The 18,875-nt window shown below is 44.7% G+C and carries 15 protein-coding genes; 6 read left to right on the forward strand and 9 right to left on the reverse strand.

Annotated features, from left to right (window positions below; translation table 11 throughout):
- Window positions 1–31 precede the first annotated feature (31 nt).
- Complete coding sequence (locus OCU48_RS10260; RefSeq protein WP_141345461.1) at window positions 32–1,432, forward strand: AmpG family muropeptide MFS transporter; 1,401 nt, start codon at window positions 32–34, stop codon at window positions 1,430–1,432.
- Between the two features lie 74 nt (window positions 1,433–1,506).
- Here OCU48_RS10260 and OCU48_RS10265 read toward each other — a convergent pair whose 3' ends face one another.
- From OCU48_RS10265 to OCU48_RS10280, 4 genes are read right to left on the reverse strand one after another with little or no spacing between them, the layout of a single operon-like run.
- Window positions 1,507–2,175: a ChrR family anti-sigma-E factor gene (locus tag OCU48_RS10265; RefSeq protein WP_141345460.1), complete on the reverse strand. Its 669-nt coding sequence runs from the start codon at window positions 2,173–2,175 to the stop codon at window positions 1,507–1,509.
- The gene (locus OCU48_RS10270) at window positions 2,172–2,759 is read right to left on the reverse strand and encodes a sigma-70 family RNA polymerase sigma factor (protein WP_141345459.1); all 588 of its coding nucleotides are present in this window, start codon (window positions 2,757–2,759) and stop codon (window positions 2,172–2,174) included. The genes OCU48_RS10265 and OCU48_RS10270 overlap by 4 nt, the downstream gene beginning before the upstream one ends.
- Before the next feature lie 43 nt (window positions 2,760–2,802).
- Window positions 2,803–4,182 (reverse strand): DUF4397 domain-containing protein, encoded by a 1,380-nt coding sequence (locus OCU48_RS10275; protein WP_141345458.1) that lies wholly within the window; start codon window positions 4,180–4,182, stop codon window positions 2,803–2,805.
- Window positions 4,183–4,206: 24 nt separating this feature from the next.
- Window positions 4,207–4,776 (reverse strand): LON peptidase substrate-binding domain-containing protein, encoded by a 570-nt coding sequence (locus OCU48_RS10280; RefSeq protein ID WP_141345457.1) that lies wholly within the window; start codon window positions 4,774–4,776, stop codon window positions 4,207–4,209.
- Window positions 4,777–5,067: 291 nt separating this feature from the next.
- Here OCU48_RS10280 and OCU48_RS10285 point away from each other — a divergent pair, with 291 nt between their 5' ends.
- From OCU48_RS10285 to csdA, 4 genes are all read left to right on the forward strand, one after another.
- Window positions 5,068–5,871 carry a nucleoside-specific channel-forming Tsx family protein gene (locus OCU48_RS10285; protein WP_141345456.1) on the forward strand — a complete coding sequence of 268 codons (804 nt, stop codon included), beginning with the start codon at window positions 5,068–5,070 and terminating at the stop codon, window positions 5,869–5,871.
- Between the two features lie 114 nt (window positions 5,872–5,985).
- Entirely contained in the window at window positions 5,986–6,876 is an 891-nt protein-coding gene (gene panE / locus OCU48_RS10290; RefSeq protein WP_244312296.1) for a 2-dehydropantoate 2-reductase, read from the forward strand.
- Window positions 6,866–7,471, forward strand: coding sequence for a DJ-1 family glyoxalase III (locus OCU48_RS10295; protein ID WP_141345454.1), 606 nt, complete (start codon window positions 6,866–6,868; stop codon window positions 7,469–7,471). The genes panE and OCU48_RS10295 overlap by 11 nt, the downstream gene beginning before the upstream one ends.
- The gene (csdA, locus tag OCU48_RS10300) at window positions 7,464–8,675 is read left to right on the forward strand and encodes a cysteine desulfurase CsdA (RefSeq protein ID WP_141345453.1); all 1,212 of its coding nucleotides are present in this window, start codon (window positions 7,464–7,466) and stop codon (window positions 8,673–8,675) included. Before OCU48_RS10295 ends, csdA begins: the two co-directional genes overlap by 8 nt.
- A 35-nt stretch (window positions 8,676–8,710) precedes the next feature.
- Here the strand turns inward: csdA and csdE are convergent, their stop codons facing one another.
- The 3 genes from csdE to mltA all read right to left on the reverse strand — a co-directional run bounded on the left by csdE (window position 8,711) and on the right by mltA (window position 11,349).
- A complete protein-coding gene (gene csdE, locus OCU48_RS10305; protein WP_141345452.1) occupies window positions 8,711–9,151 on the reverse strand; it encodes a cysteine desulfurase sulfur acceptor subunit CsdE in 441 nt (146 codons plus the stop codon).
- Between the two features lie 12 nt (window positions 9,152–9,163).
- Window positions 9,164–9,976, reverse strand: a complete 813-nt coding sequence (gene tcdA, locus OCU48_RS10310; RefSeq protein WP_141272076.1) for a tRNA cyclic N6-threonylcarbamoyladenosine(37) synthase TcdA — start codon at window positions 9,974–9,976, stop codon at window positions 9,164–9,166.
- Between the two features lie 278 nt (window positions 9,977–10,254).
- Window positions 10,255–11,349 carry a murein transglycosylase A gene (gene mltA, locus OCU48_RS10315; RefSeq protein WP_141345451.1) on the reverse strand — a complete coding sequence of 365 codons (1,095 nt, stop codon included), beginning with the start codon at window positions 11,347–11,349 and terminating at the stop codon, window positions 10,255–10,257.
- Between the two features lie 192 nt (window positions 11,350–11,541).
- On the opposite strand from mltA, the gene argA reads away from it, so the two are divergent.
- On the forward strand, window positions 11,542–12,861 hold the full coding sequence (gene argA, locus OCU48_RS10320) for an amino-acid N-acetyltransferase (RefSeq protein WP_141345450.1): 1,320 nt from the start codon (window positions 11,542–11,544) through the stop codon (window positions 12,859–12,861).
- Window positions 12,862–12,878: 17 nt separating this feature from the next.
- Here the strand turns inward: argA and recD are convergent, their stop codons facing one another.
- Window positions 12,879–15,038, reverse strand: coding sequence for an exodeoxyribonuclease V subunit alpha (gene recD, locus OCU48_RS10325; protein WP_141345449.1), 2,160 nt, complete (start codon window positions 15,036–15,038; stop codon window positions 12,879–12,881).
- The gene (recB, locus tag OCU48_RS10330; protein ID WP_141345448.1) at window positions 15,038–18,622 is read right to left on the reverse strand and encodes an exodeoxyribonuclease V subunit beta; all 3,585 of its coding nucleotides are present in this window, start codon (window positions 18,620–18,622) and stop codon (window positions 15,038–15,040) included. The genes recD and recB overlap by 1 nt, the downstream gene beginning before the upstream one ends.
- Window positions 18,623–18,875: the final 253 nt, after the last annotated feature.

The following is an 18,875-nucleotide window of genomic DNA, read 5'->3' on the forward strand; positions in this document are numbered from 1 at the left end:
CCTGCATCACTAGTGAGCAAAAGGAAATAGAATGACGGAAAAGATGTCTTGGAGTGAGACGTTCAAAAGCTACCTTGATAAGCGCCTACTTTGGGTATTTATGTTAGGTTGCTCAAGTGGTTTCCCTTGGGTGTTAATTGGCTCAAACATGTCAGGCTGGTTAAAAGATGCGGGCCTAACTCGTGCAGCCATCGGCTATTTCGGTTCAGTCTTTGCGGTATATGCCATTAACTTCATGTGGGCACCATTAGTCGACCGCGTTAAGTTGCCTCTTTTGCACCGTCTATTAGGTCAACGTCGCTCATGGATATTTTTATGCCAAGGCATCATGTTGATATGTACTCTGGCTATTTCTGGCGTTGATCCAGCCAAGAGCCTAATGTTTACCTCCATGTTAGCACTAGCCATCGCCATTGCGTCTTCAACTCAAGATGTCGCCATCGACGCATACCGAATTGATAGCTTTCCAAAAAGTGAAGCCTCTAAATTACCACAAGCGTCAGCTATGGCGGTTGTTGGATGGTGGACAGGTTATTCACTGCCGGGCTACTTAGCTTTCGTTAACGCAGATAGCATAGGCTGGAATGGTGTGTACATGGGGATGACAGCCATCATAGGTATACTGATGCTGTTTACGTTATTGACTAAAGAGCCACACACAGCCCGAAGTAAACTACAAGCTGAAGCAGAACAACGCCATAGTAAGCTGGTAGGCTCTCGGATTGTGGCATGGTTGAGTGTAACCTTAATCGAACCCTTCGCTGATTTCTTTAGACGCAATGGTGTTCGAGTTGCAATAACACTGTTGCTATTTGTGTTCTTATTTAAAATTGGTGAAGCATTCCTTGGTCGGATGTCGATTCCATTCTATAAAGAAATAGGCTTTAGCAACGAACAGATCGGTCACTACTCTAAACTGATTGGGTGGGGAGCAACCATGCTCTTTACCATCGTCGGTAGTATGTTCAACGTTAGATTTGGCATTGTACGTGGTTTGATGATTGGTGGCGTAGCCATGGCATCCAGTAACTTGATGTTTGCTTGGATAGCGAAAGCAGGCCCTAGTGAAACCTTGTTCTTAACTACAATTATTGTCGATAACTTTACCACAGCCTTTTCAACCGTGGCCTTTGTTTCGTTCTTGACGATTCTGACCGGGCAAGCCTTCTCTGCAACCCAATACGCACTACTTGCCTCTTTAGGGAACTTGGGGAGAACGACCCTCGCCTCTTTCAGTGGTGAACTCGTTGATTATCTAAATGACTGGTCACTGTTCTTTATTATCACCGCAGCTATGGTCATTCCAAGCTTAGTCATGCTCTATTCTCTCCGAGGATATTTTAATGACGTCTTAGAAAAGGCTCGTCTGCGAGGTTTAGAAGATGAAAGAAAGCACAACCAGGCCTTGAAAGAAGAATCAGACTCGGCTTAGCTTTTAAAGCTAATCTTTCACAAATAAAAATGCCACACTGAGTGTGGCATTTTTTGTATTCAGAGTCGTCTTCCCTATGGGTACATCCCTCGCCCAAACATATTAAAGATTCGAGCCACCCCTTGAGTAAATACCATTGGCTCACTCAGGACAGTTAAACAGAGGCAATCTTGGCCTTCTTCAGTCCTAGGAGCATGTTTTGTGGAAGCATCAGCAACAGTAAAGTCTCCCGCACTATATTGTCCGTCTTCGTCACTAAAGCTGCCATGAAGTACTAATGTTGTCTCGACCCCTTTGTGAGTGTGTTGAGGAACTTGCACTCCTCCAGTGATGTACAGCAAGCTCACTCGCTCTTGCTCTCCAATATCAAGGTGAGCGGTGTACACTTTACCACCATAACTTTTCCAATCGCTCAGTCTAGTGCTTACGTTGTTGAGAGATTTTGGAAGGAAGAACTGTTTTCCATCTACTTCGATCTTCACCGCCGATTTTGGCTTAGCGATGGAACTCTGCTTATCTAAAGAAATGATGTCGTTAAACATAGCTTCCATCATTATTTGGTCGAACTCTACCTCTACGTCTTGCTCCATTAAAGACTGGGAAGCTTGAGCTTCAAACTCTTCTATCTTGCTGTGACAGTGACTACAGGTCTCTACATGAGCTGCGAGCGTCAGTCCATTACAAGCATCGATGGTTCCATCCGCATAGGCTTTCAACAATTCGTTACTTGGATGATGTTTCATACTTGATCCGCCCTTATTGTGATTTTTAACTTCTCTACTGCCAATCTCAGTCGCGATTTAACCGTTCCGAGAGGAATATCAAACTTGTCTGCCACCTCTTGGTGCGGTAACTCATCAAGGTATATCGCTTTCACCACTTCTTTTTGCTTAACCGGAAGCGTATCTAAATAGCGAACGATCTCCTCTCGTAACATATTTCTCTCAGGTGAATACTGATCAACCAAGTCAGGTGGACAATAATCATCTGGCCAAATATCCTCTGAATGAACATGCAATTCTCGGCCTTTCTGTTTGCGAAGAAGATCAAAGCAGAGGTTTCGAGCTATGGTGTATATCCAAGTAGATAATGCACTCTTGGTTCCGTCAAACAGATGAGATTTTTGCCAAACTGCAGCCAGAGCGTCTTGCACCAGCTCCATTGCTACTTGCTCATTTCCCACGTGCTTGTAAGCAAACTGCTTTAAACGTGGAGAGAAGTGTTTGAACACTTTAGCAAAGGCTGCCTTGTCTCCCTGCTGTACCTTGACCATGCACTCGTTCCACTCTGCCCGAGTCGGGTTTGAGGCTTTGGCTAACGTTTCCATGATTCACCTTTTGAGAGCTAGGGAGGACGAGCCTCCCTGTAGATTATTCGGTGATGTCTGCAGCGAGTATGCCTCCATTGGTTGCAATCGCCTTGTACACCTTACCGTTTTCTAGTGCCACACCTTCCAGTTGTAGAACAGGGTCTTTACTACCTACCCCTGTTACTGTCACCACGTAGGTGCCTTCTGCTACATAAACGTTCTGTACTATGTCTGTATACGCAAACCCAGGTAGGGCTGGATCACTATTCGACAAATCTGTTGAATCTGTTAAGTATACGTCAACAGTTGCAGCTGCGGGTAAAGATGCCCCGTGCAGCACACTTAAGGTTGCACTGGTTGCCACTGGACGACGGTTGTCTTCTATAACAAGCGCATCAATATTCGCTAAGTCATTGATGGCATAAACGCTATAGTCTTTACCTCTCTCAAACTCTACCCCTTGCGCGTCAATCTGCAATGTTGTTGGGTCATCGAATGCGAAAACGCCTAAGTCGTAGGCTTTGGCCACCAAATCTAGGTAATCTGATACCACAGTAAATACCACATCGTTCAACGCAACCGCACCATCCACAGAAACATCAACATCTGGGGCATCGGCAGATAGGTGACCGACACGCACCTGAGCAATTTCGTTAGCATCATGGATAATCGACGAACCGCTTCCGTCCATTACAAGTAGCTTCACAGGTGCTGCTGGCATGTCTGCGTCTGACGTATTGTTTACGTTGGGAATGGCAGCAATAGTCAGCTCCGCACCCGCTGGCAATGGAACTGTGCCTGAATCAAATGCTACCGTATCTGTGCCAGCTAATGCTAAGCGGACTCGATAATCTGCCGCGGGCACACTAACCACTCCGGTCGAAGCCTTGTATGAGAGCGTCGCTAAAGGCGCGGCTGGATTGATATCGTCATTAGGGCCGGTTACATGAACGTCAACCTCAGGTATGCCCGGCGAAGCATGCACTACTTGGACGTCAACATTACTTGTGTCGCCATCGCCTGCAGCATCGCGAGTGATAATGAGCGGTTCAACAGCAAATTCTGAACTTGGGTCTGCATTCCCTATGACCATTACCGTATATGAAAGGCTTGAATCTAAATTGAGTACGGTATTCGGAATTACAGTTGCGACTTCTCCTCCCGGAAGTTGTACGTCGACTTGAACAGAATTCTCGCCCTCATCAAGCGCTATGTAACCAGAGGCAGTGGCGTAGTTCACACCAGATAACGTTTGACTGTTATAGGTCGAGCTAGTGGTCGACGAGTCACCATTGATAGTGACATTGGCCAATGGCGCATCAGATGAAGCGTGTACAGCCTGAACTCGCGTTTGAGCTGCGTTATCATCATCGTCGTCGTCACAACCGACAAGTATCAGAGCCGAGGCTGCTAGCACGGCAGAAAGGGTTTTATTTGACATGATTGTATCTCCGTATCACAGTTATTAGGTTTCTATGGCTTGACTAAGAAACCTCAACGCTTCATCACAATCCGCTTGGGAAATAAGGTGCTCGAATTGCTGTTGTTCTATCGGTAGCAGTTCTAACCATCTTTGACTTACCCACGTTGCATCGTCAAAGAAGCAGTGTGAGTAGAGGCTTTTGATTTCAGGAAACCGCTGATAAACGCGTTGCAATTGGTCACTAATGAAAAGGTTGTCTCGAGAAAGTTCTCGGCTGTCCCAGTTGTTGAGGTTTTCAACCTCTCCACACCTTAAGCCATCAAATTCACTCCAAACCTTTTTCACTCTGAAGCGACGAGTTCCTACTATGGTTACGCCAAGGAAACCGTCTGAAAGTTGCTCAAAATCAATAATTTCTGCAAGTGTGCCGACACGTGAGATGTTACTAGGAGAAGAAATACCCGGTTCGCTAATCAAACAAATACCAAAACCTTCTCCCGCTTTGCAACAGTCGCTGATCATACGCTTATAACGAGGTTCAAAGATTCTTAGGTTCATTTTCCCTTCAGGTAATACCACTGAACTTAGGGGAAACAGTTTGATGACAGACATAAGCTACTCTTCTTTATTAATCTCCAAAACTGTTACGCAAACTAAAATAGATAGATCAGAAATCCCGCCATATTTTGTTACCCAAAAAGTTCCCTAGAATTTGTTCGTTTGATCGACCTTTAACCACCCTATTTTTAAAAATGTGATCTATATCACCGATCTGAATTGAACTTTTACATTTTGATGCTTCCATTTGCGTGCCAGATCTCTATTATTCGCCTCACGGAAACGGTTGCTATGGAATGGCAAGTTCATTTTTTTCGCAAAACATTTTTTAGAGTACCCATTATTATGCGTAAATCACTTTTAACTCTTGGCCTACTAGCGGCTACATCAGCACCAGTAATCGCTGCTGACTACACAGACGGTGACATCCACAAGAACGACTACAAGTGGATGCAATTTAACCTAATGGGTGCTTTTGACGAAAAGCCTGGCAACTCTAGCCACGACTATCTAGAAATGGAATTCGGCGGCCGCTCTGGTATCTTCGATCTTTACGGCTACATCGACGTGTTCAACCTACTGAGCAACCCAAGCTCTGACAAAGCAGACGCTAGCAGCAAAATCTTCATGAAGTTTGCTCCGCGTATGTCTCTTGATGCACTAACTAAGAAAGATCTTTCTTTCGGTCCTGTTCAAGAGCTATACATTGCATCTGAAATCACTTGGGACGGTGCTACGCAGAAAGTTGATGCGTTTGCTGTAAACCAACAAAAAATTGGTCTTGGTTCTGACGTAATGGTTCCATGGCTTGGTAAAATTGGCCTAAACCTATACGGTACTTACGATTCAAACAAAAAAGACTGGAACGGTTACCAAGTATCTACTAACTGGTTCAAACCTTTCTACTTCTTTGAAAATGGCTCATTCGTTTCTTACCAAGGTTACATTGACTACCAATTTGGCATGAAAGAAGAGTATTCTTCTGCTAGCAACGGTGGTGCAATGTTTAACGGCATTTACTGGCACTCAGATCGCTACGCTGTAGGTTACGGCCTTAAGCTATACAAAGACGTATATGGCATCAAAGATACTAACGACTTCGAATCTTCAGGCGTAAGCCACTACGTTGCAGTAACTTACAAGTTCTAAGTCGAACTCTAAGTTAGAAAAAAGGCGCTTTTAGCGCCTTTTTTGATCTTGTCGATTCGCGAATTGAACCTATTCCGAGTATCCTAGCCATGCATTAATACTCTGGAGTATGGTTTGAATATTTGCATCCTTGGCGCCGGTGCCATTGGCTCACTGTGGGCCTGTTATCTTCACAACGCTGGCCACACTGTCTCTTTATGGACTCGCGGATCTGAAGCATCAATCTCACTGTCATTAGACGAACGCCCACCACTTGTATTTCCCTGTAATCAAGAATCTCAATTGTCGGATACCGACGTATTGCTCGTGACCGTCAAAGCATGGCAGGTAGAAAGTGCGATTCACCCGATTATTTCGTTACTCAAACCCCATTGCTCTATTATATTTAGCCACAATGGAATGGGCGCTGTTGAGACTGTCTTGCCTCAAATTTCTGACCACCCCGTTTACTTTGCAACAACCACTCATGGCGCATTGCGAAAAGACAAAAACCAGATACAGCATACTGGTCAAGGGCAGACCATCATTGGCTCTCTCAACAACCTTGCTGATGATCAACTAGATAAATTAGTTGAAGCTTTTAATCTAGCGCTACCTCCTGTGCACTCAGACAGTAACATCGGGCAAGCATTATGGAATAAACTTGCCATCAACTGTTGCATCAATCCACTCACCACGCTCAAGGACTGCCGAAATGGTGAATTGGCGGCTAAGGATACTCTAGAGACTATTGAGACTTTATGTATTGAGATAGCGATGGTGATAAACGCTGAGGGTTATACTTGTGACAAGAACAAACTATTTACTCGAACCAAACAGGTAATAGAGGCGACTAGCGCGAACTTTTCGTCCATGCATCAAGATATTCATCACAATCGTCCTACAGAAATCGACTATATTACTGGATACTTACTCCAGCGAGCACAGGCGCATAACATTGATACGCCTATGAACAAGAAGCTGTTTGATCAGATTAAACAAAAAGAGGCACTAAATGACCATTAAAGCCTTAGTACCTATTGCCCCTGGCACGGAAGAAATGGAAGCGATCACCATTATTGATGTGCTTATTCGTGCCAATTATCAAGTGACTGTCGCCAGTGTTGACCCAGAAGGAACACTGACGTTTAAAGGCTCAAGAGGTATTCCTCTCACTGCAGCAGTCAAGTTGGTCGATGTTGCCGATAAAGAATTTGATGTCATTGCTATGCCTGGCGGCGTTGGTGGTGCAGAAGTTTTTCAAAGCAGCATTCTACTGCTGGAAATGATAAAGCAGCAGCAATACGATGGCAGGCTCAATGCTGCAATATGTGCAACCCCAGCTCTTGTGCTTCAGCACCATAATTTATATCCCAACGCACTTATGACTTGCCATCCAAGCTTCAAATCGCATATCCCCGAACAAAACTGGCGCGAGAAACGAGTGACTTACGATCAAATTAATAAGCTACTGACTAGCCAAGGTCCAGCTACGGCTTTTGAGTTTGCTATAGAAATTATTATTCTGCTTTCTGGTAAAGCGTTCGCCTGGAGCGTAGCTCAGCCTATGGTTCCACTACCCAACCTTCATTATCACAAACTAGGAGCTAAAGGTGTTTGATATTCATGCCATTCGGGCCCAATTTCCGGCCTTGCAGCAACAAATAAATCAACAGCCTTTGGTTTATCTTGATAGCGCAGCCACCACCCAAAAGCCCGCTAGAGTTATCAACACTATTAGTCAGTACTACTCTCAACACAATGCCAATGTGCACAGAGGAAGCCACAGTCTAACGGCTTCAGCGACCACTGCCTTTGAAGGTGCAAGGGACAACGTACGCTCCTTTATCAACGCCTCCTCTAATAAGGAGATCGTGTGGACTCGTGGTGCAACCGAAGCCATTAACCTTATCGCACAGACTTATGCTCGAAGCAATTTGAAAGCCGGTGATGAAATACTCGTAAGTGAAATGGAACACCACGCAAATATCGTTCCATGGCAAATTGTTGCACAACAAACTGGCGCAACAGTCGTTAAGATCCCTATGCTGGCGAACTGCACACTGGATCTAGATGCTTACCGTTCTCTACTAAGTGAGAAAACAAAGATCTTGGCTATTGGTCAGGTATCGAATGTCACAGGTACTCGCCATCCCATCGAGGAAATGATCGCTCTCGCAAGGCAATTCAACACCATAGTAGTCGTCGATGGTGCCCAAGGCATCGTGCATGAAGCTATCGATGTACAGGCTCTCGATTGTGATTTCTACGTGTTTTCTGGACATAAGCTATATGCGCCAACAGGTATCGGTGTGCTGTATGGAAAGTTAGCATTATTAAACGCTATGCCTCCATGGCATGGCGGCGGAAAGATGGTGCAAAAAGTGAGCTTTTCTGGCACTTCATTTAGTGATCTTCCGGGTAAATTTGAGGCGGGCACGCCCAATGTAGCTGGAGCATTAGCGCTTTCTAGTGCTATAGATTGGCTCAAGGAGATTGATCATCAGAGCGCTGAAAAACATGTACAGGTACTGCAGAACAAAGCCTATCAGGCTATGGGTAATATCGAAGATATAGATCTAGTGGGCTATCAACCTGGTGCGAGTGTTATCAGTTTTATCATGCCGGGCGTGCATCATCAGGACATTGCTACTCTACTTGATCAACAAGGTATTGCGCTACGCGCTGGTCATCATTGCGCTCACCCATTAATGGATGCTTTAGGCATAAAAGGAACCGTGAGAGTCTCTTTTGGGGTGTACAACACAGAGCAAGAAGTGGATGCTTTTATTGCTGCTCTTATTAAGGCTGTAGATATGTTGTAAAAGAAAGTCGTAAGCTACAAGCTGTCAGCTTGAAGCTATTTTTCTACTAAAGTTTGTATTTGCTCGACAATCGCTTTAAGCCCATTACCACGTGATGGGCTTAAATGTTGTAGCAAGCCAAGGTTTTCAAAGTAACCTTCCACGTCAAAATGCTGGATTTGCGCGCTAGTTTTACCATTGAAAACCGCTAACACTAACGCAATCAACCCACGCACAATACGCGCATCTGAATCCGCGCAAAACTGCCAAACGCCGTTATTCTGCTCTCCAATAAGCCATACCTGACTCTCGCAGCCTGCAACAAGTACTTGTTCTGCTTTTAGGGACTCAGGCATTGCCGGCAATTTCTTGCCCCACTGAATCACTTGACGATAGCGTTGTTCCCAGCCCTGACATTGTTGCATCTGCGCAAGAATATCAGCCTCTGTAATTGAAGTGCCAAAAGGGTTCTCAGTAAAGTTTTCAGGATAGGTCATTGCTATTTGGCCTTAGTTCGAGCTGTGTTTTTGAATCAATTTTTCAATGATACGCGAGACTGCAACGAAACCAAAGGTTGCTGTCACTACGGTCGCCGCGCCAAATCCAGTGGCACAATCCATACGCTTTGGACCTTCCGCTGTCGATTTAACAGCGCAAACACTGCCGTCTGCTTGTGGGTATTTCAGTTGTTCCGTAGAAAATACGCAATCGATAGCAAACTTACGCTTTGGATTTTTACTAAAATTATGAAAGCGACGCAATTGATCTTTGATCTTCTTGGCAAGTGGGTCTTGCACGGTTTTGCTAAGGTCTGCAACACAGATCTGAGTAGGATCAACCTGACCACCAGCACCGCCAATGGTAATGACTTTAATTTTGTTACTACGACAATAGGCGAGCAATGACGCCTTGGCTTTCACGCTATCAATAGCGTCCAGCACATAGTCAAACTCTTTGCTCAGATACTCAGATTGGTTGTCTTGATCAATGAAATCGTCAATCAAGTTCACCTTGCAATCAGGATTGATTAAAGCGACACGCTCGGCCATCACCTCAATCTTGCTTTTACCTACGGTGCCTGTCATTGCATGGATTTGGCGATTTATATTAGTCACACATACATCATCCATATCAATCAGCGTTAGCTCACCAACACCACTTCGTGCCAAAGCCTCAACAGCCCAAGAACCAACACCACCAATACCTATCACACACACATGAGCGGCGCGTAAAATCTCTACTTCACTATTACCATACAGGCGACGAGTGCCACCAAAACGTTGGTCATAGGATTCGGATGCTGGGGTCGTTAATTCTCGCATGACGATTTTTCTCTGAACATAAAACAACAAGAGTGCGTTTTATACGCACTCTTGTGATCAATGTCTATAGCTTCGGAGAGTAAATAGCTTTCAGCTGTCAGTCGAGTTAGGCACAGTGTTAGATGCTTAGTAAACATTAACAAAACATATGCCAAATAATCGTCGTCTTCGAGGTCTTTTATCGGGGGCCTTTCTAGAAACAGATGCTCGATAAAAGCATTCAAGCATGACGACGAGTACCCTAAACCCGACTTGTGATTAATAGACAGGCTAGAAGCTTACTTTGTCGGTAACTCCCAAGGATTTTCCGTTTCTGAGTTTTCTAACCCTAGCTTCCACACCCGGCCAAAGTGCTTATAGTGCCCAGATTGCACCCCAGCTCGCGCTCCCATGCCGTGATAAAGGTCGAGATGATTTTGTTTTACCGCACCGCCTGTATCTAGCACAAGTAGTAAACGCAAAGCATGAGCCCCCGACCAAGTGCCATCAGCATTTAACAGAGGGACTTCCGCAAGAATAGGAGTACCCATAGGCAAAAGCGTTCTATCGCCAGCAACAGACGCCATAGGTAGCAATGGAATACCTGCTGTTCCACGTACAGCTAAATCATCTTTCGGCACAAAGAACACATAAGAAGGGTTTTGCTCAAGCAATTCCTTAACTGTTTCTTCGTCATTTTCTGTCACCCATTGCTTGATTGCTTTAAGGGACATCTTTTCTTTATCAACCAAATCGCGCTCTATCAGAATGCGGCCAATGCTAACGTAAGCTCGGTTATTTTTCCCAGCATAGGCGAAATACTGCATGCTGTTATCATCGCCAAAGTGGACAAAACCGCTACCTTGCACCTCCATTAAAAATGGGTCAATCATATTATCTGCATAGCCCAATTCAAGTCCTTTCCCCTCTAATGCGCCATCATAGATCTGCGCGCGAGTTGGGCACTGACCTGTGCAATTTGGCTTACCATAAACTGGGTATTTATAGGTCGCATCGGGCTGATGACGCAATTCAATCACCGGAGAGAAGTAACCAGTAAACATCACGTTCCCCTTACTATCCCCTCCTTTCATCTGCGCACTTTGTACACCATAGTTGGCAAGATCAGTAGGGTCGCCACTTTGCAGTGCCCACTCAGATAATTGTTTATAAAGGTCTTGATACTTGGTCGCCATTGACGGCGAATTGTCCAACACCTGCTTTGCCTGCGCATCAAATGAATTGAGATCCCTAAAGGCGTTACTCTCAATGGTTTCTGTTTGAGTAAGTGGTTGCTGAAACTCTTGATCAAAATCTTGCTGACCGCGTTCAACTTGCTGAGCACACCCTGCCATCAAAGTAGCAAGGGTAAGAAGAGGTATAAATTTGCGCATTGACTGGGTTTTATGTCCTTGAATAAACCGTAGAAAAGCAGAATGACAAACTCCCCTGCTTTGCGCAATGCCTGTAAGAAAAATCACACACAATTAACATTGAAGTGTGCCATTGTTCATAACGCGGTTAATAGTTGTAATTATATAAATAGTCATTATTATTGTATAAAAATTCACTCAAAGAGTTTGACCATGTATCGCAGTACTGAGCTGGTAAAAGGATTTCGTCAGTCCACCCCGTATGTAAACGCACATCGTGATAGCACCATGGTGATCTATCTGTGTGGAGAGGCACTTAGCCATGACAATTTCCCTAATATTGTCAGTGACATCGCTCTACTGCATAGCCTTGGGGTGAAACTGGTATTGGTACATGGGGCTCGCCCGCAGATTGATCAGCGCCTAAGTCAGCAGTCATTAAGCTCTCCTTATCACAAAGATATTCGCGTCACTGAATCTTCTATGCTGCCCCATGTCATGCAAGCTTCTGGACAATTGCAATTAGCTATCACCGCTCATCTATCGATGAGCTTAAACAATACGCCAATGGCGGGGACTCAATTAAACGTAGTGAGTGGCAACTTTGTTATCGCCCAGCCTTTAGGCATCGAAGATGGCATCGATTATCAACACAGTGGTCGAGTAAGACGTATCGATGTAGAGGGAATTAACCGCACTTTAGAGCAAGGCTCAATTGTGTTGATAGGCCCTGTTGCGGGATCAGTTACTGGAGAATGCTTTAACCTTGTTTCAGAAGAATTAGCGACCCAAGTTGCGATTAAATTAAGTGCTGACAAGCTAATCGGGTTTAGCTCGGATCAAGGTTATATCAAACCCAATGGTGAAGTTGCAGCAGAATTATTTCCTCATGAAGTCGAGCATATTCTACAACAAGAGGAGAATAACAATGCGCCAAGCACTCATCGCTTCTTGCAAGCGGCAGTAAAAGCATGTCGCAAAGGCGTACAACGCAGTCACTTGGTTAGCTATGTCGATGATGGTGCATTAATCCAAGAGCTTTTCTCTAGAGACGGTATCGGCACACAAGTTGTCACCGCAAGTGCAGAGCAAGTGCGTATTGCTAGCATTGATGATATCGGTGGTATTTTGGATCTGATAGAGCCTCTGGAGAACAATGGTATCTTAGTTCGCCGCTCTCGTGAGCAGCTAGAACAAGAGATTGAACGCTTTACCATCATAGTCAAAGATCAACTCATTATCGGCTGCGCCGCACTCTATCCATATATTGAAGACCAAATGGCTGAAATGGCGTGTGTGGCTATTCACCCTGAATACCGCGACGGTAATCGAGGGGCTCACTTACTTGCTCACATGAAAAACCAAGCGGACTCTTTAGGGATCAAGCAGTTGTTTATTCTTACTACCCACAGCTTGCATTGGTTTAGGGAGCAAGGCTTCAGTGAAATTGATCTTGAGGCCCTGCCAATTAAAAAGCAGGACCTTTACAACTTCCAGCGTAAATCGAAAATCCTAGCGCTGGATGTATCCTAAACAGCAGCAGTTAAACATTAGCCATCGGTTACCAAACGCTGCGATAGATGGCTACTTCTTGCTGTTTTTTGTTTAATCGCTCGCTGCATAATGGCTTTATCTGCATACACACTAAGGTGATGTTTCGCTCGAGTAACACCGGTGTAATACAGCTCCCTCGTTAATACAGGAGTGGGCGTTTTAGGTAGCAATAATAAGGTATGACTAAACTCACTGCCCTGTGATTTATGTATTGTCATTGAATACGCCGTTTCGTGTGGCGGAACTCGGCTAGGCAGCACCCCCTTCACAGTGCCATCCGGTAGCTCAAAATATACCTTAAGACGAGGCTCTTCTAAACTTTCATCAAGTAAGCAAATGCCAATGTCTCCGTTATACAACTGCTGACCATGGTCATTGCTGGTCACCATCACTGGACGCCCGATATACCATGTTTCTCGCTCAACGGGTATAAGACTTTTGCGCGCCAATGCTCGCTCTATATTGGTATTAGTCCCTTCTACACCAAACTCTCCCTCACGCACAGCGCACAGTAATCGCGTATTGGCAAAGCTTTGCAAAACGCGACGAGCGAATGAAGGCATTGTCATTTCGCCATTATTTTCATAACGCAATGACAGATACTCTTGGTATCGACCGACCAAGGTATTAATGAGTTGTTGGTAGCTCTCTGCGCTTACCTCTAAGTGCTCTATATCCTCAAAGCCTGCTAAGAATACCTGCTCAGCTTCTTTACTACTTCCCGAATTTATTGCCCGTGCCAGTTTCCCTACGCCGGAACGACTATGGAATCGAAAGCTCTTTTGCAAAACACATAGGCTATCGCTTATCGCTGTTCCTGTATGAATGAAAGGTGGAAGCTGATAACCAGTAAGCTTATTGAGTAATTCTCGATGAGCTACGCCATAACCTTGACCTCCAAGCTGGCAAATATCTCCAAGAACAGCTCCCGCTTCAACGGATGACAACTGATCTCTGTCACCGAGTAAAATCAACCTAGCATGTGCAGGCAGTGCACTGAGCAATTTGTACATCATGGGCAAATCGACCATAGATGCTTCATCGAGGATCAATAGATCTAAATGTAAAGGGTTGTGAGAGTTATGTTTGAACTCCGTTCGATTAGGAATGGCGCCAAGCAAGCGATGCAGTGTACTTGCTGATGTTGGGATCCTTTCTTTTATTTCAGGAGAGACTGGCAAAGAGTCTATCGCTTGACCAATGGACTCTGTAAGGCGTGCGGCGGCTTTACCCGTAGGCGCCGCTAACTTTATTGTAATCTCTGAGTCACTTGATGACACCAAAGCGGCTAATAACTTAGAGACCGTCGTCGTTTTTCCAGTGCCTGGACCTCCAGAAATTACGCAAAACCGTCGAGTTAGGGCAGTAGCTGCCGCCACCTTCTGATGATTTAAACATGCACTGAGAGGGATATATTCCTTGAGTACCTCAAGGTCATTAATATTGCGTGCCTGTGTAGCGATTGCCACGACTTTATCTATCGCAATCCCCTCAACATCAACCACATCCAACGACTCACAAATAGCCCGTTGAATGATCGCCGTACTAACATTGTTTTTCTTTAATCCTTGGATCTCAGAAAACAGGTAGTTTAACTGCCAAGAAAATAATTGATCTAACTGAAGCCGTAATGTGGAGAGTCTACTCGCCTCCATTGTAATGGGCTCTGCATACTCCAGAATTTTTTGAGCAAGCGCTCCCTCAAAATGCCAATACTTCTGCAAATATAGGCTTCCGAACTCAAACACTAGCGGCAGACGCATTGCATCTTGGAAATCATGCGCCACCAAGCTAGAGGATTTGAGCTCGCCAATCCAGTCACATTGTAGTAAGTCTGGGGCAAATAAAGGCTGAAGCTGACTGACCCCTAACGCCTTTAAAGGACTCCAGTTGTCCGCAATCGGTAAACATGAATTGCCCTTGCTCAGCTCATAACTCACCGCACAAGCCATAACGGCAATACGCTGTGCTGACGCACCTTTCTCTTGTTTCGCGAAGAACTTAGCCAATTGAAAATCAATATCTCGAATCATTCCCACACTGGCCATGACTTCCAACCATTCCAACCAACTCTTTTGTCGATAATGGGTCAACTGTTGTGGTGCTATATCATTAATATTCAATGTTTCAGGAAGGTTTTCACTCGTCATTTCCATTAGATAGCCTCCTCGCCACGAATATGCGCATCCAATTCCTCTAACATTTGTTGTGATGGTTTCGCTGAAAAGACGCCATACTCACCACTGCCATCCATACCACGCAAGAAAAGATAAAAACACCCACCAAAATGAACATCGTAAGCGTAGTCTGGTATCCGACTTTTTAAGAATCTATGTAGCGCCAACGCGTAAACTTGATACTGCGCATCGTAGCGATGGCCTATCATTGCTTCATCGAGACTCTTCTGATGATAGTCCTCTGCACTATCCCCAAGGTGATTAGATTTCCAATCCAATACATAATATTTGCCTTGATGCTCAAACACCAAGTCAATAAACCCCTTCAACATCCCTTCAACAGGGGCAAAGCCGAGGTCTCCAGCTTGCGCAGTCAAAGAGTCATACTTGTGAGTAATGGCATTAAAGCGCTGAGCGGACAAGATTTCGATGGGAAGAAGAAACTCCATTTCCACCAATCTTTGCTGTGGCTGTTTTTCTGATAGTTTGATGCCGTTGCCATCTAAGTCAGTGTTAAGGACCTTATCTATCATGTCTTGCAGTACAGGCAACCATTCTTCGTCTAGCTGCTCTTTAACTAAAAGTTGCTTAATGATCTCTTCATTTTCAACAGTAAAAGCAGATTGAGTATATTCAATCTCTTCAAATAAGGTATGCAAAAATGTGCCGGGTCTCGCACCTCTAGGAAAATTGAACATGGTCTTTTTATTCAAATCAAGTAGTGGTGCTTGATCCTCTGAAGCATCAATATCTAAGGCTGTATCTAGCCAAACACTCTCATCTTTATGGCTTGAGCCATGCCCTTGTTTTACCAGTCCAGAATAACTGGTCATTCTCCAACGCCAATCAATCTTCTGTTGCATCTTATTGGCGGTTAAAAGCGACTGTTCAACTTGTGGTGCTTGATAGCGAACGTCGTCCCAGACTAAGGGATCACTAACATGTATAGATGGATATTTATTTTGTAACTCATGTAAGGCATTAGAAAGTGCAGACGCTTCTTGCGCGTGTTCTCCTTGCAATAAATAACCAATAGAACTGAGGTGAGAACTCGCTTTTTTACTGCGACCTTCTTTTAGCGCTGCAACACCAAGGTAGCAGCCATAGACCGCACGAGTGACAGCAACGTAGATAAGACGCAAATCCTCGGCAAGCCTCTCTTTGTCTGAGAGTGCAATGCCATCGCTATTATTATCGAGATCAAATCGCGTACGATGCAGCTCAGCATCGTAATAAAGTGCCTTGTCGCTCTTCCTATAAGCGCTAACAAAGGGAACAAAGATAATGTCGTATTCCAAACCTTTGGATTTGTGGATCGTCACCACTTGAACCAAGTTCTTTTCTGACTCTAAGCGTTGTTTCTGTTCATCTCCAGCGTCGCCAGTGCCCGCCTCAAAGATATGCTCTTCAAACCAACGTAGGAGTGCATGATCACTTTCTAGCTCTGCTGAGGCTTGTTGTAACAACTCTGCCAAATGCATAAGATCGGTGAGTACTCGCTCGCCTTGGTGTTCATTTTTCAGCCTCTGAGCTAACTCTCGGTATTGAATGAGTCTGCGGATCATCGGCATGATCCCTGACTTTAGCCACAACTGTCTGTAATCACTAAACTCTTGGCTGAGTAACTCCCAGTATTGTTCATCTTGATTCAAGCGCTCTAGGTCAAATAAAGAAAGATCAAACAAAGCACTTGCAGCTGCTGTGCGCAGTGCTCTATCGTTATCAAAGTGCAATGCCGCGCGCAAAAATAACAACACATCACTGGCAATAGAACTAGAGAAAACACTATCCCTGTTAGAGAGGTACACGCTAGCAACACCTTTTTCTGAAAGTGCTCGTCGAACCAAGTTTGCCTCGCGCCCTGTTCTTACAAGCACTGCTATATTGCCCGCTTGAATCGGTTTATCTTTAGAACCATGCAGTAAGGCATTGCCCTCATCAGAAGCACTTAGCAGACGCTGTATTTGCGTTGCGGTAGATTGAGCCATGCTCTGGTTATAGTCACCCTTAGCTACCGCTTCATCATCTTGTTGTTTGAGCCAGACCGTCATTGCTGACTGATTTTCACCATTTAACGACCAAGACTTTTTGTCTGCACCGGGGCTTGCAGATACAGCAGTAAAAGGGATGTCCTCATCATAAATAAATGCCGACTGAGCTTCTTGGAACAGCGCATTACTTGCCTCTACCATATCTTTACTAGAACGCCAGTTAGTCATGAGATTAAAGTGCGAGGTCACCTCTTTGCGAGCACGAATATAGGTAAAGATATCGGCGCCACGAAAAGCATAGATAGCCTGTTTAGGGTCACCAATCATGAACAAGCCACACTCTGGGTGCTGCAGGTAAAGGTGCCTGAATATGTTGTATTGCTGCGGATCCGTATCTTGAAACTCATCAATCATCGCAACCGGATATAGCCCGCGAATACGCTCAGATAACAACCCGTCAGCGTCGACTTCTAATGCATAGTCAAGCTGGCTAAGCAAATCATCAAAGGAAAGCTTTTGCTGAAGCCCTTTTGCTTTTTGCAGCTCAGAACGACACTCAGGAATAGCATTTTTTAAGATAGCTTGCTTTACCTCAAGGTCGGGCAATGAGCAATACTCATCTATATGATCGAATACGGCATGTTCAGGCACTTGTTTGTCTGGTTTGGTCTTGGATTGCAACACGCTAGTACTAAAGCGTTCTAGGCATTCTGGCACTGCGATACTAGATAGCGGTTTTGCGGCCCAACTATCAATCTGCCCAACCCAGTTCGGTACATTCTTCTTATTGTAGGGATTCTTGGTAATGCCAGATTCTAGGATTAACTTTTCAAAATTAGCACTGCCTGACAGCCATTGCTTTTGAAGCTCCCCAAGGATTGCTATACGCTCAGCATATAGGGCCTCTAAATCTCCCTTCTCCACCTCTGAATGAATATAAACCTCATTACCACTTATGAAGTTGTTCAGGTCAGCATACAACGCTTGGGGTGTTTTCCAGTGACTTCGGATCTCTGACACCATGCTGGCACCCATGTCATAGAAATGACGACGCCAGTAATCCGCAACCACTTGCTCTTTTAGCTGAGTTTCATCTTTAATAAATTGGCTTTTGAAGCGACTGCCCGACTCGAACGCATTTTGTGTCAGCATTCGTTGGCAAAATCCATGAATAGTATAAACCGCCGCTTCATCCATCTGGCGTTCTGCTGCTAGTAGCAGTTCACAGGCTCGATCACGATCATCAGTTTGTTCTAAAAGTGGCTTGATCACGGGATCATCGCTAGTGCCTCGGCTAAAAGCGATACGTGCTTGGTGAATTCGTGCACGAATTCGATCTTTTAGCTCTGCGGTTGCCGCCTCAGTAAAAGTCACTACTAAGATCTGCTCTACAGTAAGTGGCATTTGGTGTGCTGATCCATTGTCACCATGCCCTAACAACAACCTTAGATAGAGCCCAGCAATAGTAAAAGTCTTACCGGTGCCCGCAGAAGCCTCTATTAAACGTGCGCCATGCAAAGGGAATGTCATTGTCTCAAGTGGCGCAGGAAGGATTTGCGCATCATTTGTCATAGTGAACCCTATAAATGAATTTTTGATTGTAGAATAACTACTTATCAAAAAGTTCTGCCTTGTTATCCAGCGTTTTTACTGTGCTATTTCTGATCACTTGATAGGTATAAATATGTGATCAATGTAATAACGCCGAGTTTCTATGCTTATTGTTAAGCATTATCCGGTAAAGTTTGCGATCCTACTCACTGATATAACAAACAGTTATGCGTAAGCTTGCCCTCAAATTATGAGTGCTACGCACCAAGCCTAT

It is taken from the genome of Vibrio inusitatus (assembly GCA_024346935.1).
Lineage (GTDB): Bacteria > Pseudomonadota > Gammaproteobacteria > Enterobacterales > Vibrionaceae > Vibrio > Vibrio inusitatus.

What these genes read in the sequence shown, in the direction of transcription:
- OCU48_RS10260 (WP_141345461.1), top strand. Translation starts at nt 32, where the DNA reads ATGACGGAAAAGATGTCTTGGAGTGAGACGTTCAAAAGCTACCTTGAT.
- OCU48_RS10265 (WP_141345460.1), bottom strand. Translation starts at nt 2,175, where the DNA reads ATGAAACATCATCCAAGTAACGAATTGTTGAAAGCCTATGCGGATGGA.
- OCU48_RS10270 (WP_141345459.1), bottom strand. Translation starts at nt 2,759, where the DNA reads ATGGAAACGTTAGCCAAAGCCTCAAACCCGACTCGGGCAGAGTGGAAC.
- OCU48_RS10275 (WP_141345458.1), bottom strand. Translation starts at nt 4,182, where the DNA reads ATGTCAAATAAAACCCTTTCTGCCGTGCTAGCAGCCTCGGCTCTGATA.
- OCU48_RS10280 (WP_141345457.1), bottom strand. Translation starts at nt 4,776, where the DNA reads ATGTCTGTCATCAAACTGTTTCCCCTAAGTTCAGTGGTATTACCTGAA.
- OCU48_RS10285 (WP_141345456.1), top strand. Translation starts at nt 5,068, where the DNA reads ATGCGTAAATCACTTTTAACTCTTGGCCTACTAGCGGCTACATCAGCA.
- OCU48_RS10295 (WP_141345454.1), top strand. Translation starts at nt 6,866, where the DNA reads ATGACCATTAAAGCCTTAGTACCTATTGCCCCTGGCACGGAAGAAATG.
- csdE (WP_141345452.1), bottom strand. Translation starts at nt 9,151, where the DNA reads ATGACCTATCCTGAAAACTTTACTGAGAACCCTTTTGGCACTTCAATT.
- tcdA (WP_141272076.1), bottom strand. Translation starts at nt 9,976, where the DNA reads ATGCGAGAATTAACGACCCCAGCATCCGAATCCTATGACCAACGTTTT.
- mltA (WP_141345451.1), bottom strand. Translation starts at nt 11,349, where the DNA reads ATGCGCAAATTTATACCTCTTCTTACCCTTGCTACTTTGATGGCAGGG.
- argA (WP_141345450.1), top strand. Translation starts at nt 11,542, where the DNA reads ATGTATCGCAGTACTGAGCTGGTAAAAGGATTTCGTCAGTCCACCCCG.
- recD (WP_141345449.1), bottom strand. Translation starts at nt 15,038, where the DNA reads ATGGAAATGACGAGTGAAAACCTTCCTGAAACATTGAATATTAATGAT.
- recB (WP_141345448.1), bottom strand. Translation starts at nt 18,622, where the DNA reads ATGACAAATGATGCGCAAATCCTTCCTGCGCCACTTGAGACAATGACA.